9 protein-coding genes and 1 pseudogene are annotated in these 14,889 nt (G+C 71.8%); 6 read left to right on the top strand and 4 right to left on the bottom strand.

Annotation, left to right across the window (positions count from 1 at the left end; genetic code table 11):
* Both RIN80_RS22255 and galE read left to right on the top strand, forming a co-directional pair.
* Positions 1–246 (top strand): annotated as a pseudogene (locus RIN80_RS22255) (transferase); the annotation flags it as partial.
* Between the two features lie 101 nt (positions 247–347).
* Positions 348–1,328 carry a UDP-glucose 4-epimerase GalE gene (galE, locus tag RIN80_RS22250; protein WP_309097403.1) on the top strand — a complete coding sequence of 327 codons (981 nt, stop codon included), beginning with the start codon at positions 348–350 and terminating at the stop codon, positions 1,326–1,328.
* 40 nt (positions 1,329–1,368) lie between these two features.
* Here the strand turns inward: galE and RIN80_RS22245 are convergent, their stop codons facing one another.
* Positions 1,369–1,995: a TetR/AcrR family transcriptional regulator gene (locus RIN80_RS22245; protein ID WP_309097402.1), complete on the bottom strand. Its 627-nt coding sequence runs from the start codon at positions 1,993–1,995 to the stop codon at positions 1,369–1,371.
* 214 nt (positions 1,996–2,209) lie between these two features.
* Here RIN80_RS22245 and RIN80_RS22240 point away from each other — a divergent pair, with 214 nt between their 5' ends.
* From RIN80_RS22240 to RIN80_RS22225, 4 genes are all read left to right on the top strand, one after another.
* On the top strand, positions 2,210–3,124 hold the full coding sequence (locus RIN80_RS22240) for an ABC transporter permease (RefSeq protein ID WP_309097401.1): 915 nt from the start codon (positions 2,210–2,212) through the stop codon (positions 3,122–3,124).
* Positions 3,117–3,935 carry an ABC transporter ATP-binding protein gene (locus RIN80_RS22235; protein ID WP_309097400.1) on the top strand — a complete coding sequence of 273 codons (819 nt, stop codon included), beginning with the start codon at positions 3,117–3,119 and terminating at the stop codon, positions 3,933–3,935. Before RIN80_RS22240 ends, RIN80_RS22235 begins: the two co-directional genes overlap by 8 nt.
* 201 nt (positions 3,936–4,136) lie before the next feature.
* Positions 4,137–6,332, top strand: coding sequence for a CDP-glycerol glycerophosphotransferase family protein (locus RIN80_RS22230; protein WP_309097399.1), 2,196 nt, complete (start codon positions 4,137–4,139; stop codon positions 6,330–6,332).
* A gap of 14 nt (positions 6,333–6,346) precedes the next feature.
* On the top strand, positions 6,347–7,993 hold the full coding sequence (locus RIN80_RS22225) for a glycosyltransferase family 2 protein (RefSeq protein WP_309097404.1): 1,647 nt from the start codon (positions 6,347–6,349) through the stop codon (positions 7,991–7,993).
* A 76-nt stretch (positions 7,994–8,069) separates the two neighbouring features.
* On the opposite strand, the gene RIN80_RS22220 is transcribed toward RIN80_RS22225, so the two are convergent.
* The 3 genes from RIN80_RS22220 to RIN80_RS22210 form a co-directional block, all read right to left on the bottom strand.
* Positions 8,070–13,031 (bottom strand): NAD-glutamate dehydrogenase, encoded by a 4,962-nt coding sequence (locus RIN80_RS22220; protein ID WP_309097398.1) that lies wholly within the window; start codon positions 13,029–13,031, stop codon positions 8,070–8,072.
* A gap of 492 nt (positions 13,032–13,523) precedes the next feature.
* Entirely contained in the window at positions 13,524–14,189 is a 666-nt protein-coding gene (locus tag RIN80_RS22215) for an HAD hydrolase-like protein (RefSeq protein ID WP_309097397.1), read from the bottom strand.
* Positions 14,190–14,261: 72 nt separating this feature from the next.
* Positions 14,262–14,777 carry a DUF6912 family protein gene (locus RIN80_RS22210; RefSeq protein ID WP_309097396.1) on the bottom strand — a complete coding sequence of 172 codons (516 nt, stop codon included), beginning with the start codon at positions 14,775–14,777 and terminating at the stop codon, positions 14,262–14,264.
* Positions 14,778–14,889: the final 112 nt, after the last annotated feature.

Here is a 14,889-nt window from a genome sequence, read left to right as displayed (position 1 = left end):
GGCGCGGGCACCTGGGATCTGCGCCTCCGGGTCCGCTTCCGCGACGGCGGGTGTCGTGAGGTCACGGCGCACGCGCTCACGGGCGCCGGTCTGCTGCGCCGCCGCGCCGTCCCGAGCGCCCGGCGCGGCGTGGTACTCGTACAGCCGTACCCCACCCACTCCGGCGCGCTGGCGCTGCGGGTGGCACCGGGCGTACGCGGCGTGCTGTCCGTCGTACGCCGGAGGCTGCGGCGCCTGCTTCACTGAAAGCTCCACGAGGCACCACGAGGCACCGCGACCCGACACGACCACGACGGACCAGCGCCACGCACACCACCACGGGCCAACTGACGAGGGGACGGCCGCACATGACCTGGTTGATCACCGGCGGCGCCGGCTACATCGGCGCGCACGTCGTACGGGCGATGACCATGGCGGGGGAACAGACGGTGGTGTACGACGACCTGTCCACCGGCATCGCCGAGCGCGTGCCCGACGGGGTGCCGCTGGTGGTGGGCTCCACCCTGGACGCCGAGCGGCTCGCGCGCGCCCTCGCGGACCACGAGGTCACCGGCGTCGTCCACCTCGCGGCGAAGAAGCAGGTGGGCGAGTCGGTCGAGCAGCCGCTGCGCTACTACCGGGAGAACGTCGAGGGCCTGCGGATCCTGCTGGACGCGGTGACGGCGGCCGGGGTGCCGTCCTTCGTCTTCTCCTCCTCCGCGGCGGTCTACGGCATGCCGGACGTGGACCTGGTCACCGAGGAGACGCCCTGCGCGCCCATGTCGCCGTACGGCGAGACCAAGCTGGCCGGCGAGTGGCTGGTGCGCGCGACGGGCCGGGCGACCGGGCTGTCGACCGCCTGCCTGCGCTACTTCAACGTGGCCGGCGCGGCGAGCCCGGAGCTGGCGGACACGGGTGTCTTCAACCTCGTGCCGATGGTCTTCGAGAGGCTCACGCGGAACGCGCCGCCGCGCGTCTTCGGCGACGACTACCCGACCCCGGACGGCACCTGCGTACGGGACTACATCCACGTCGTCGACCTGGCCGAGGCCCATGTCGCCGCGGCCCGGGTCCTGCGCTCCGCCCCCGGCCGCGACCTCACCGTCAACATCGGCCGGGGCGAGGGCGTCTCCGTGCGCGAGATGATCGACCGCATCAACGCCGTCACCGGCTACGACCTGCCGCCCGAGGTGACGCCCCGCCGCCCGGGCGACCCCGCCCGGGTCGTCGCCTCCGCCGACCGCGCCGCCGCCGAGCTGGGCTGGAAGGCCCGGCACGACGTCCAGGACATGATCGCGTCGGCATGGCAGGGCTGGATCCGGCTGCACCCGGAGGCCGGGCGGCGCTGATCCGCACCGCCCGGACCGGCCCCCGGAAGGGTCGGGGTCGTCACAGCGCCCGCAGCGCCCCCGCCGTCGCCGTCGCCAGCGACCCCAGGTAGCCCTTGGGCAGCTTGGGGCTGCGGATCACCACCGAGCGCCAGTACAGCGGGCCCGAGATCAGGTCGAGCGCCAGGTCGTGGTCGAGGCCCGCACGCAGTTCCCCGCGCCGCTGCGCCGCCGTGACGATGCCGGTGGCGACCCCGTCCTGCCCCTCCCGCAGGGCCTTCCGGAGGGCCTCGGCGATCTCGGGGTTGCGGGCCGCCTCGGCCTGGAGGTCCGGGATGACCTGCGAGGCGACGGGGTGGCGCAGGGCCCGGGACGTCACCTCGTACAACAGCCGCAGATCGCCCTCCAGGGAGCCGGTGTCCGGCGCGGGCAGGCCCTGCACGGCGAGGGCCGAGACGATGTCCAGGACCAGGTGCAGCTTGGAGCGCCAGCGGCGGTAGACCGCCGTCTTCCCGACCCCGGCCCGACGCGCGATCCCCTCGATGGACATCCGCGCGTAGCCGACGGCCGCGAGCTCCTCGAACACGGCCGCCCGGATGGCTTCCGTCACGTCCTCCCGCAGGACGGCCGCGCCCGCGGGGGCCCGGCGGCGCGGGGACGGCTGGGGCTCGTCGGGCTTCGTCGTCATGCCGGACAGCATAGGGCGTCACGACGAAACGGTTGCGTTCCGACGCTCGATCGGCTTACGCTCACGTTGCGACGATACGGTCCCGTCCCGACGTAAAGAGTCGTGCAGGTCCCGGTAAAGACCCTCCCTTCCCTCCGGCCCTGCGCGACCTGCGGTCCCCTCCCCTCCCCTCCCCTCCCCTCCCCACCCCCTCCCCCGAGCGAAAGCAGCGGATGTGAGTCAGGTCCTCCACTCACCGCCCCAGGCCCCGGTCCCCGCCGACGACGACCTCGCGGCCCTCGCCGCCCGCCACGGCCTCTCGGTCAGCGGCGCGCGCCCCTCCCTGCCCGAGTACGTGCGGCAGCTGTGGGCCCGCCGCCACTTCATCACCGCGTTCGCCACCGCCAAGCTCACCGCCCAGTACAGCCAGGCGAAGCTCGGCCAGGTCTGGCAGGTGATGACCCCACTGCTGAACGCGGCGGTCTACTACTTCATCTTCGGCGTCCTGCTCGGCACCAAGCACGGTGTGCCCGACTACGTCCCGTTCCTGGTCACGGGCGTGTTCGTCTGGACGTTCACGCAGAGCTCGATCATGGCGGGCACCCGGGCCATCTCCGGCAACCTCGGCCTGGTGCGGGCCCTGCACTTCCCGCGCGCCGCGCTGCCGCTGTCGTTCTGCCTCCAGCAGCTGCAGCAACTGCTGTTCTCGATGGCCGCGCTGGTCGTCATCCTGCTCTGCTTCGGCGTGCCGGTCGGGGTGTCCTGGCTCCTGGCGGCGCCGGCGCTGTTCCTGCAGTTCACGTTCAACGCGGGCGTCTCCATGGTCATGGCCCGGATGGGCGCCAGGACCCCCGACATCGCCCAGCTGATGCCGTTCGTGCTGCGCACCTGGATGTACGTCTCGGGTGTCATGTGGAGCATCGACAAGCTGGCGGACAAGGACAGCCTGCCGCGCGTGGTGACGGTCCTGCTGGAGACCAACCCGGCCGCGATCTACATCGACCTGATGCGCTTCGCCCTGATCGACAGCTTCCACGCTGGCCAGCTCCCCGCCCACGTGTGGGCGATCGCCGTCGGCTGGGCGCTGCTCGCCGGGGTCGGCGGGTTCATCTACTTCTGGAAGGCTGAGGAGACGTACGGCCGTGGCTGAGCACCCGAGCGAGAAGATCCCCACCGTCGTCGCCGACGGCGTCGACATCGTCTACCGCGTCAACGGCACCGGCGCCGGACGCGGCTCCGCGACCGCCGCCCTCAACCGCATCGTGCGCCGCAAGCAGACCGAGAAGGCCTCCGGGGTGCGCCGGGTGCACGCCGTGAGGAACGTGTCCTTCGTCGCCTACCGGGGCGAGGCGATCGGCCTGATCGGCACCAACGGCTCCGGCAAGTCGACCCTGCTCAAGGCCGTCGCCGGGCTCCTCCCCGTGGAGAACGGGCACATCTACACCGACGGCCAGCCCTCCCTGCTCGGCGTCAACGCGGCCCTGATGAACGACCTGACCGGCGAGCGCAACGTGCACCTCGGCGGCCTGGCCATGGGCATGACCCGCGAGCAGATCAGGGAGCGCTACCAGGAGATCGTCGACTTCTCGGGCATCAACGAGAAGGGCGACTTCATCACGCTGCCGATGCGCACGTACTCCTCCGGCATGGCGGCGCGGCTGCGGTTCTCCATCGCCGCCGCCAAGGACCACGACGTGCTGCTCATCGACGAGGCCCTGGCCACCGGTGACCGGTCCTTCCAGAAGCGCTCCGAGCAACGCATCCGCGAGCTGCGCAAGCACGCGGGCACGGTGTTCCTGGTCAGCCACAACAACAAGTCGATCCGCGACACCTGCGACCGCGTGCTGTGGCTGGAACGCGGGGAACTGCGCATGGACGGTCCGACGGAGGACGTCCTGAAGGAGTACGAGGCGTTCACCGGCGAGAAGGCACCGAAGCCCAAGGCGAAGGCCTCCGCGTGAGGGCGTCCCGTGAGGGCGTCCGCGGCCCCAGCAGACGGCGAGGGCCACGCTGAACACGGGCAGCCACAGCAGCCGGGCATGAGGGCGTCCGCTTCCCTCGCGCAGGCATCCGGTTCCCTCGCGAGGCGCACTCGATCGGCCCTTTTGCCGCATTGATGGCAGCATGACCGCGTAGGTGCAGCCGCGAGAAGGGGGCCCGTGATGGCCGAGCTCAGCGTCATCGTCCACGGGCCGAACGTGCAGGGCCACCTCACGGAACTGCTCGACTCCCTCGCCGCCCATCCGCTCCCCGACGCCGAGGTGATCGTGGCCGCGGTCGGCGACTGGGCCCGGGAGACGGCCGAGCGGCACACCCCGGACGTCCAGGTGCTGCCGCTGCCGGACGGCACCGGCGACGCCGCGGCCCGGGCGGCGGGCGCGGCGCGGGCCTGCGGGCGCTGGCTGCACTTCGTCCACGCCAAGGACGGCCTGCCCGCCGGCGCCCCCCGCCTGGTCGCCGAGCGGGTGGCCGAGCTGCCGTCCGAGGTGGACGTCCTGCTGCTCGACCACGTCCGCAGCACCTGGCGCAGCACCGGCCTGCCCTCCCCCGACGGCTCCCTGCTCGCCCGCGCGGGCCGTGCCGACGTCGCCCTCGACGACTGCTCGGCGCTGCTGCGGCTGACCCCGCTGCTCGGCACCAGGGTCCTGCGCGCGGAGTTCTGGAGGGCGCACGAGCAGCACTTCACCACCGACGACGAGCCGTACGCGGCGCTGGCGGCGCTGCTGCTCGCCGACCGCGTCGCCTGCCTGCCGCACGCGGCCTACGAGGACCGCCGGCTGCGCCCCGCGAGCCTGCCCCCGGTCACGCCCGAACAGCGCTACGGCCTCGTCGCGCGCTATGAGTCCCTCCTCGACCTCGCCTCGGGCCGCCGGGCCGCCCACACCGTGCTCTACGACACCATGGTCCGCGACTGCCTGCGCACCTTCGCCCGCGGGGGCATGGAGGAGAAGGTCGCGCGGGAGTTCTTCCGCCGGGCGTCCCTGGCCGCCCTGCGCCGCCGCCCCGAGGGCTACCGCCATCCGGCCGGTCTCGAAGGCGTCCGCCGCTCGCTGCTCCAGGAGGGCGCGTACGGCAGGTACCGGGCCTTCCAGGCCGTCAACCGCACCCGCCGCACCGCCAGGTCGGCCGTACGCGCCCGCAGGCGCCGGGTGGGGGCCAAGCTCCGCGACCACCAGTACCGCAGGGCGCTCGGCCGCCCGGTCAACCCGCACCTGGCGGTGTTCTCGGCGTACTGGGACCGCGGGGTCGCCTGCAACCCGGCCGCGATCGCCGCCAAGCTCGCCGCGCTCGCCCCGCAGATCCACCCGGTGTGGGTGGTGAGCGCCGGGAACGCGGCCCTGCTGCCGCCCGGTACCGACCACGTCGTGCCCGGCACCCGCCGCTACTGGGAGGTGCTGGCGACCGCCAAGTACCTGGTCAACAACGTCAACTTCCCCAACGCGGTGGTCAAACGCCCGGACGCGATCCACGTCCAGACCCACCACGGCACGCCCCTGAAGCGCATGGGCCTCGACCAGATGGCCTACCCGGCCGCCGCGCAGGGCCTGGACTTCCAGGCACTGCTGGAGCGCATCGACAAGTGGGACTTCAGCGTCTCCGCCAACAGCCACACCACCCGCATGTGGGAGCGCGCCTACCCCTCGCGCTACGTCTCCCTGGACCACGGCTATCCGCGCAACGACGTGTACTACACCGCCGGCGCCGCCGAGATCCGCGCGGTCCGCGACCGTCTCGGCATCGCCCGGGGCCGGCGGGCCGTCCTCTACGCGCCCACCCACCGCGACTACGAGGCCGGCTGGACGCCCCGCCTGGACCTCGCGGCCCTCGCCGACCGCCTCGGCGACGACACGGTCCTCCTCGTGCGCGGCCACTACTTCTACGGCGGCGCCGCCTCCCCCCTGACCAACCTGCGCCGCACGGGCCGGATCATCGACGTCTCCTCCTACGACCCGGTCGAGGAGCTGTGCCTGGCGGCGGACGCCCTGGTCACGGACTACTCCTCCATCATGTTCGACTACGCCAACCTCGACCGGCCGATCGTGATCTACGCCGACGACTGGGAGACGTACCGCACGACCCGGGGCGTCTACTTCGACCTGATGGCCGAGGCCCCGGGCCCGGTCGCCCGCACCCAGCAGGAGCTGACGGAGATCCTCACCACCGAGGCCTGGCGCGACGAGGGCGCGGCCAAGACCCGGGCCGCCTTCCGCCGCCGGTTCTGCGAGTACGACGACGGACGCGCCGCCGAACGCGTGGTGCGCCGGGTCTTCCTCGGCCAGGACGAGAAGGACCTGCCTCCGGTGCTGCCGATCGAGGAGCGCACCCCGGCCCCCACCCCGCAGGAGGCGACCGCATGAGCACCCAGGACGTCATGGGCACCCCGGACGTCACCGTGACGGTCATCGTCTACAACGACGCCGAACGCCTCCCCCGCGCGGTGGCCTCGGTGCGCCGGCAGACCCACGCGAACATCGAGATCATCATCAGCGACGACCACTCCACGGACGCGACCCCGGCGGTGGCCCAGCGGCTGGCGGCCGAGGACCCCCGCATCCGCCACCTCCGCCTGGAACGCAACAGCGGCGGCTGCGGCGTCCCGCGCAACCGCGCCCTGGAGATCGCCCGGGCGCCGTTCCTGATGTTCCTCGACAGCGACGACGAACTCCCCGACGACGCCGTCGCCCTGCTGCTGGCCGCGCACCGCGAACGCGAGCTCGACTTCGCCATGGGGGCGGTGCAGCGCATCCGCGCGGACAACGGCCGCCGCTCGACGTGGATGCCGCACCTGGTCGCCGAGCGCCGCACCCTCGACGGCATCGAGTCCGACCCGCGCCTGCTGTTCGAGCACCTGTCGACGAGCAAGATGTACGCCCGCGCCTTCCTCGACCGGCACGGCCTGCGCTTCCCGGAGGGCATCCACTACGAGGACCAGCTGTTCTCGGCGCAGGCGTACTGCCTGGCCGAGTCGTTCACGATCATCCCCGAGCCGGTCTACCGCTGGTACGTGGCTCCCTACGCGGCCTCCGACGCGGCCTCGATATCCAACCAGCGGCACAAGCTCGCCAACGTCCGCGACCGGATCCACGTGCAGCGCCTCATCGACGCGTTCCTCGCCGAGAGCGGGCACGAGTCGCTGCGCGAGGACAAGGACCACAAGTTCCTCAAGCACGACTTCCGCATGTACGCCGGTGACCTGCCCTACCGGGACGACGCCTGGCTGACGTCCTTCGCCGACCTCGTCACCCCCTACCTCGACACTCTCTCCCCGGGCGCGTTCGCCCGGCTGCCGCGGGCCGAGCGCGTGGTCGTGCAGCTGATCCGGGACCGCCGGTTCGCGGACGCCCGCCTGGCGTCCAGGGGCCTGGGCCACGGCGTCGGGCCCCGCCAGGTCGCGGCGGACGGCGCCGGCCGCGTCTACTGGGGCGACCGGGTCCCCGCGTCCGCCCGGGCCCGCCGCGAACTGGACATCACCGACCTGGAGCTGGAGAGCCGCCCGTTCCCGAGCGCCCAGTTCCGCCACGAGATCACCGAGATCACCCGGGGCCCGGGCGCCTCGATCGACCTCACGATCCGCACCTACGACCCGGCCCGGCGCCTGCCGGTCGGCCCTCAGCGCGCCACGCTGCTCATCGCCCCCGGGGGCCGCCGCCTCCACGTCCCCTTCCGGCTCTCCCCCGTGCGGCCGGGCCTGTTCGAGGGTCACGCCCATCTGGACCTGGCGGCGGCCTCCCTGCCGCTGCAGGGCTTCGCGGGCGTGCGTCACCCGCTGCTCCGGCTGACGCACCAGGGCCTGTCCCACACCGGCCTGCTGCTGGCGCCCCTGACGTTCCCGACGCTGACGACCCTCGTCCCGTCCCACCGGCTGACGGTGGAGCCGGAGGGCCACGGCCCGGGCCGTCTCCAGGTCCGCTGGGAGCCGGTGGGCGTGACGGCACGGGTGATCCGGCCGGTGGTTCGGCGGGTGGCCAGACCGAAGGTGAAGCGGGCGGCCCGCCTGGTGGCGAGCGCACTGCGCTGAGCGGTTTCCCGGCCCGGCCGGAAGCCGAGACGCCCCGGGCCGTTCCCGGCCCGGGGCGTCCTCGCTGTCGCGGGCGTTACGAATGCGTCCGCAGCAGGGTCCTCATCGTGCGCATCGCCACCGAGAGGTTCGCCAGGTCGAACGCGTCCGAGCCCTGGATCTCCTCCAGCGTGGTGCGGGCCCGGCCCAGGATCGCCGCGTTCTTCTCCTCCCAGGCCTTGTAGCGCTGCTCGGGCGTGGAGGTGCCGTCGCCCACGGCCAGGACGTCCGCGGTCAGCGCCGCGTGCGCCGCGTACAGGTCCTCGCGGATCGCCGCGCGGGCCATGGACTGCCAGCGGTCGGCTCGGGGCAGCTCGATGATGCGGTCCATGAGCTGGGTGATGCGCAGCCGGTCCGCCAGGTCGTAGTAGACCTCGGCGACGTCCAGCGGCTCCCGGCCCATGCGGTCCGCGACCGAGACGATGTCGAGCGTCGGGAAGGCGGAGGAGAAGCCCGCCACCCTCGTGGCCAGCTCGTCCGGGACTCCGGCGTCCGTCAGCTCGTCGTAGATCTTCTGGTACCACTCCAGGTCGGCTCCGCGCAGCAGCTTCGGCAGCTGCGACCAGACCTGCTCGACCCGGTCGGCGAAGAAGTCGACCGTCTCGGCGAGCTGGAGCGGCTGCGGCCGGTTGTTGAGCAGCCAGCGCGTGCCGCGCTCCACCAGGCGGCGCGAGTGCAGCCGGATGCGGGTCTGGACCTCGGCCTCGACCTTGTTGTCGAGGGACTCGACCGCGTCCCACACCGGGTACTGGCGGAAGATCGCCCGGGCCGCCGTCTGCGCCCGCACGATCTCCTCCAGCGACGCGCCGGTCTCCTCGCGCAGCCGGTGCAGATAGGTCGTGCCGCCCGTGTTGACCGTGTCGTTCACCAGGACCGTCGTGGTGATCTCACGGCGCAGCGGGTGGCTGACCAGGTGCTCGGGGAACTGCTCGCGCAGCTTCGTGGGGAAGTAGGCGTGCAGCAGCGTGCTGAGGTACGGGTCGTCCGGCAGCGTGGTGTGCAGCAGCTCATCGGCGACCGTGATCTTCGTGTACGCCATCAGCACGGCCGTCTCCGGCCCCGTCAGACCCTGGCCCTGGGCGAGCCGCTCGCGGATCTGCCGGTCGGTGGGCAGGAACTCCAGCGCCCGGTCGAGGTGCCCCTCGCGGACCAGGTGCTTCATGAAGCGCTGCTGGGCGTGGAGCATGGCGCCGGACTGGGCGAGGGCGTTGGCGATCGCGGTGTTCTGCGCGTAGTTGTTGCGCAGCACCAGCCAGCCGACCTCGTCGGTCATCTCGGCGAGCAGCTTGTTGCGCTGCTTGACGGTCATGTCGCCGTCGGCGACCAGGCCGTTGAGCAGGATCTTGATGTTCACCTCGTGGTCGGAGGTGTCCACGCCGGCGCTGTTGTCGATGGCGTCGGTGTTGATGCGGCCGCCGTGCAGCGCGAACTCGATCCGGCCGAGCTGGGTCAGACCCAGGTTGCCGCCCTCGCCGACGACCTTGACGCGCAGGTCCTTGCCGTCGACGCGGATGGCGTCGTTGGCCTTGTCGCCGACGTCGGCGTTCGACTCGGCCGAGGACTTCACGTACGTGCCGATGCCGCCGTTCCACAGCAGGTCCACCGGGGCCTGGAGGATGGCCTTCATCAGGTCGGCCGGGGTCAGCTTGGTGACCTTGGCCTCGATGCCGAGGGCCTCGCGGATCTGCGCGTTGACCGGAATCGCCTTGGCCGTGCGCGGGAAGACTCCGCCGCCCGGCGACAGCAGCTCGGTGTTGTAGTCCGCCCAGCTGGAGCGGGGCAGCTCGAACAGGCGGCGGCGCTCGGCGTAGGAGGTGGCGGCGTCCGGGTTCGGGTCGATGAAGATGTGCCGGTGGTCGAAGGCGGCGACCAGGCGGATGTGCTCGGAGAGCAGCATGCCGTTGCCGAACACGTCGCCTGACATGTCACCGATGCCGACGACCGTGAAGTCCTCGCTCTGCGTGTCCACGCCCATGTCGCGGAAGTGCCGCTTGACGGACTCCCAGGCGCCGCGGGCGGTGATGCCCATGCCCTTGTGGTCGTAGCCGGCGGAGCCGCCGGAGGCGAAGGCGTCACCGAGCCAGAAGTTGTACTTCTCGGCGACCTCGTTGGCGATGTCGGAGAAGGTGGCGGTGCCCTTGTCGGCGGCGACGACGAGGTAGGTGTCGTCCTCGTCGTGCCGGACGACGTCTGCCGGGGGCACGACCTCGCCCGCGACCATGTTGTCCGTGATGTCCAGCAGCGCCGAGATGAACGTCTTGTAGCTGGCGATGCCCTCGGCCATCCACGCGTCGCGGTCGACGCTCGGGTCGGGCAGCTGCTTGGCGACGAACCCGCCCTTGGCGCCGACCGGCACGATGACGGTGTTCTTGACCATCTGCGCCTTGACCAGGCCGAGGATCTCCGTGCGGAAGTCCTCCCGCCGGTCCGACCAGCGCAGGCCACCACGGGCGACCTTGCCGAACCGCAGGTGCACACCCTCGACCCGGGGCGAGTAGACCCAGATCTCGAACGCGGGGCGCGGCGCGGGCAGGTCGGGGATGGCCTGCGGGTCGAACTTCATGGAGACGTAGTCGTGCGGCTTGCCGCCCGCCGCCTCCTGGAAGAAGTTGGTCCGCAGGGTCGCCTTGATGACCGTGAGGAAGGACCTGAGGATCCGGTCCTCGTCGAGGCTGGCGACCTGGTCCAGGGCCGCGTCGACCTCCTCCAGCAGCGCGTCCACGATCTCGTGCCCCGCCCGCTGCCGGTCGGGCGACATCCGCGCCTCGAAGAGGGAGACGAGCAGCCGCGTGGTGTGGACGTTGTTGCGGAGGGTGTCCTCCATGTAGTCCTGGCTGAACGTGGACGCCGCCTGGCGCAGGTACTTCGCGTACGCCCGCAGCACCATCGCCTGGCGCCAGGTCAGCCCGGCGCTGAGCACGAGGGCGTTGAAGCCGTCGTTCTCCGCCTTGCCGGTCCAGGTGGCGGCGAAGGCGTCCTGGAAGCGCTCGCGGGCGTCGTCGCCGAAGTAGTCCGCGCCGCCGCCCTGGGGGCGGGGGATGCGCAGGCCGAAGTCGTAGATCCAGGCCACGCTCCGGTCCGAGCAGCGCAGCTCGTACGGCCTCTCGTCGACGACCTCGACGCCGAGCCGGTTGAGGACCGGCAGCACCGCCGAGAGGGAGATCGCGTCACCCGTGCGGTAGATCTTGAAGCGGCGCTCCTCGGGGGTGGCGCCCACCGGCTCGTAGAGGCTGAGCGCGAAGTCCTGGCCCTCCTCGGCGTTCAGCTGCTCCAGGTGGACCAGGTCGGCGACCGCGGCACGCGGGTTGTGGTCGGCCTTGTAGCCCTCGGGGAAGGCGTGCGCGTAGCGGCGCATCAGCTCGGCGGCGTGCTCCTCGCCGAGCTCGGCGTTGAGCGCCTCGGCGAAGGCGTCCTCCCAGGAGCGGGCGGCCTCGACCAGGCGGGCCTCGATGCGCTCCTTGTCGGCGTCGGACAGCTGCTCCAGCTCGGTGCCCTGCGGGACCCGGACCACGAAGTGCAGCCGGGACAGGATCGACTCGGTGTTCCAGGCCGTGAAGTCGACGCTGATGCCGCCGAGCTCCTCCTTCAGGATCTCGATGATCCGCAGGCGGACGGCGGTGGTGTAGCGGTCGCGCGGGAGGTAGACGAGGGCCGAGTAGTAGCGGCCGTACTCGTCCTGACGCAGGTAGAGCCGCAGGCGGCGGCGCTCCTGGAGGTAGAGGACGGAGGTGACGATCGCGCGCAGTTCGTCGACGGGGGTCTGGAACAGCTCGTCGCGCGGGTACGTCTCCAGGATCTGCAGCAGGTCGCGCCCGTCGTGGCTGTTCGGCGAGAACCCGGCCTGCTCCAGGACCTCCTCGACCTTGCGCCGGATCACGGGGACGCGGCGCACGGACTCGGTGTACGCGGCCGAGGAGAACAGCCCGAGGAAGCGCCGCTCGCCGATGACGTTGCCGTCGGCGTCGAACTTCTTGACGCCGATGTAGTCCAGGTACGACGGCCGGTGCACGGTCGACCGGCTGTTCGCCTTGGTCAGGACGAGCAGCTTGTGCTCGCGGGCCTTGGCCCGGGCGTCGGCGGGCAGTCGCTCGAAGGACGGGCTGACCGGGTGGCTCTCCTGGTCGGAGTGGTGCGGATCGGCGCGCAGGATGCCGAGGCCGGTGCCGGGCACGGCGGCCAGGGAGTCGTCGTCGCGCAGCTGGTACTCGCGGTAGCCGAGGAACGTGAAGTGGTCGTCGGCCAGCCAGCGCAGCAGCTCGCGGGCCTCCTCGACCTGGGGGCCGGGCAGGTCGCCAGGGGTGGGCTCCTCCGGCAGCCCCTCCGCCAGCCGGATCGCCGCGTCCCGCATCTTGCCCCAGTCCTCGACGGCCTCCCGGGCGTCGGAGAGCACGCGCAGCAGGTCGGCGGTGATCTGCTTCAGATCGGCCCGGTCGGTCTCGCGGTCGATCTCGACGTGGATCCACGACTCGACGTGCGCGTCGTGCGGCAGGTCCGAGGCGCCGGTCGCGGGCGTGGGCAGGACCTCGACGAGCTTGCCGGTGACATCGCGCCGCACCACGAACTGGGGGTGGATGACGACGTGGATGCCGCGCCCCTGGCGCGTCAGCTCGTTGGTGACGGAGTCGACGAGGAAGGGCATGTCGTCGGTGACGACCTCGACGACCGAGTGGCTGCAGGTCCACCCGTTCTCCTCGACCGTGGGCGTGTGAACCCGCACGTTGGCCGTGCCCTGGGGGCGGTTCTCGGCCAGCCGGTAGTGCGATACGGCGGCTCCGAAGACATCGACCGGGTCGCGGTCGGCGAGGTCCTCCGGGGCCGTGTGCAGGTAGTAACGCTGGAGGAACGTGAGCAGGGACTCGCGGTCCGGGGCTCCCTGGGCGTCTGGGGTCTCCTCGCCCGTCGACCCGGTCGGTAGGTGCCCCCCGACCGGGCTGTTCTCAGCTACCCGGGCGGCCCTCTCGAGCAACTCGGCCTTGGCTTCGTCCAGCTTGGTCTGCATTGTCCTCTGGCTCCTGTCGCGCGCCGTTGCGTGACGTAGAAGGAAGTACGGCCTCTGCGCTTACGACGTCACGTCGTGACACGGGGTATCCGGTCTGTACCGACGCTATGCCGCAAAGTGAGATGAGCGGGGGTGTCTGAGCCATTCTTGAGCTGCTCCACCGGTGTGACGCTGCTCTCCGCGACGCCTGGGTCCTGGTGGTGCTCGGCGTCCCGGGAGCCCTCGATGCCCCGTCCCGCCCGCGAGGACCAGCGACTGCCGCCCGGACACGGATGTCGTCCGTGCTCACCGGGCGCAGGGCGAGGACGTCGGCGTCCCCGCGAACTATCGCGCTGATCACGCCACCAAGGCTATCGCTCCTTACGGGGCCCCCGTCATGAGCCGTATGTGTACAAAACCAGCCCTGGAAGTTTGACGTTCTGCACAGTGCGCGCGCTCGGACGCGGGTCATCGGGCCGTCATCGGGTCGTTGTCGGGCTGCGGAGCACCCGGCTACGCCGCGAGCCGCTGCGCCTCCTCGACCGCTTCCTCCAGCGTGTCCACGACCGGCACCCCCACCGTCTCCAGGCTCGCCCGGCTGTGGGACCCCCCGGTGTACAGCACGGCCCGGGCCCCCACGTGCAGCGCGGCCACCGCGTCGTCCGCGGCGTCTCCGATCACCACCGTGCGCTCGGGAGCCACCCCGTTCAGCGACCCCAGATGGCGCACCATGTGCTCGGCCTTGCTGCCGCCCGACGGCCCGGTCCGTCCGTCCACGCGTATGAAGTGCGGCTCGATCCCGAACCCGCGCACCAGCGGCACGAGCTCCTCGTGCACGTACATGCTCAGGATCGACTGGCTGCGTCCCGACGACCGCCACCCGGCGAGCAGCTCCTCGGCGCCCGCCGTCAGACCGCACCTCACCCGGTGCTCCGCGTAGTACCGGTGGAAGATGTCGTCCATCAGCTCCCACTCGGCCTGCGTCGGCAGCCGCCCCATCAGCCGCTCGTAGAACTTCGGCACCGGCACGCAGTACAGCTCCCGGTACTGCTCCAGCGTCAGCGGCTCCAGGCCCAGCTCGCCGAAGGCCGCGTTCGTCGCCCCGATGATCGCGTCGATGTCGTGGAACAGCGTCCCGTTCCAGTCCCAGACAATGTGCGCGCCCGTCTTCGTCCCCATGCCGAAAACGTACCCGCCCCCACTGACAATCAAGAGAACAGCGCCTCAACGCGCCCCCGCGCGCGGGTTCACTCAGTGTCCGCGGCCGACCAGGTTGGGGATCTCCTGCGTGGCGAACCACAGCAGTTCGTGGTCCTCCGCCCCGTCCACGACGAACTGCGCGTCGTCGTCCCCGCCGTCCGCCGCCGGCAGCGCCTCGGCCGCCGCCGTCACATCGGCCTCCGCGTCGGGCGCGTCGACGTGCACGGACGCCGCCTTGGCCAGCGCCACGGCCCCCGCGACCCGCACCTCGCCGAGCGCCGCCGGGTCCAGGCCCCGGTCGGGGTCGGCGCTCGCGACCCGGTCGGGCACGTCCACGGCCACCACGACCCGGCGCCGGGGCGCCTCCGGCTCGGCGGCCAGCAGCCGCAGCGAGGCCAGGGCGGCACGGCTGAGCGCCGCGTACTCCAGCTCCTCGATGTCGTCGGAGAGGTACCACTCGCGCAGCGCGGGCGTCACGGCGTAGGCGACGAACGGCCCGGTCCCCAGCTCACCCGTCTGGTACGCCTCGGCGAGACCGGGGAGGGTCATGGGCACGTAGACACGCATGGCTGGCCGCTTTCGTGGTCGGTCGGTGGGTCGTGTCCGGGGCGGACGCTGCCGGAGAGGGCTTCCGGACAGGGCTTCAGAATACGTGCGCCGCGTCCCCTTTCGGGTCCCG

This window comes from Streptomyces sp. (genome assembly GCF_031181705.1).
In the GTDB taxonomy this organism is placed as follows: Bacteria; Actinomycetota; Actinomycetes; order Streptomycetales; family Streptomycetaceae; genus Streptomyces.
This window is presented reverse-complemented; position numbering and strand designations above follow the sequence as displayed.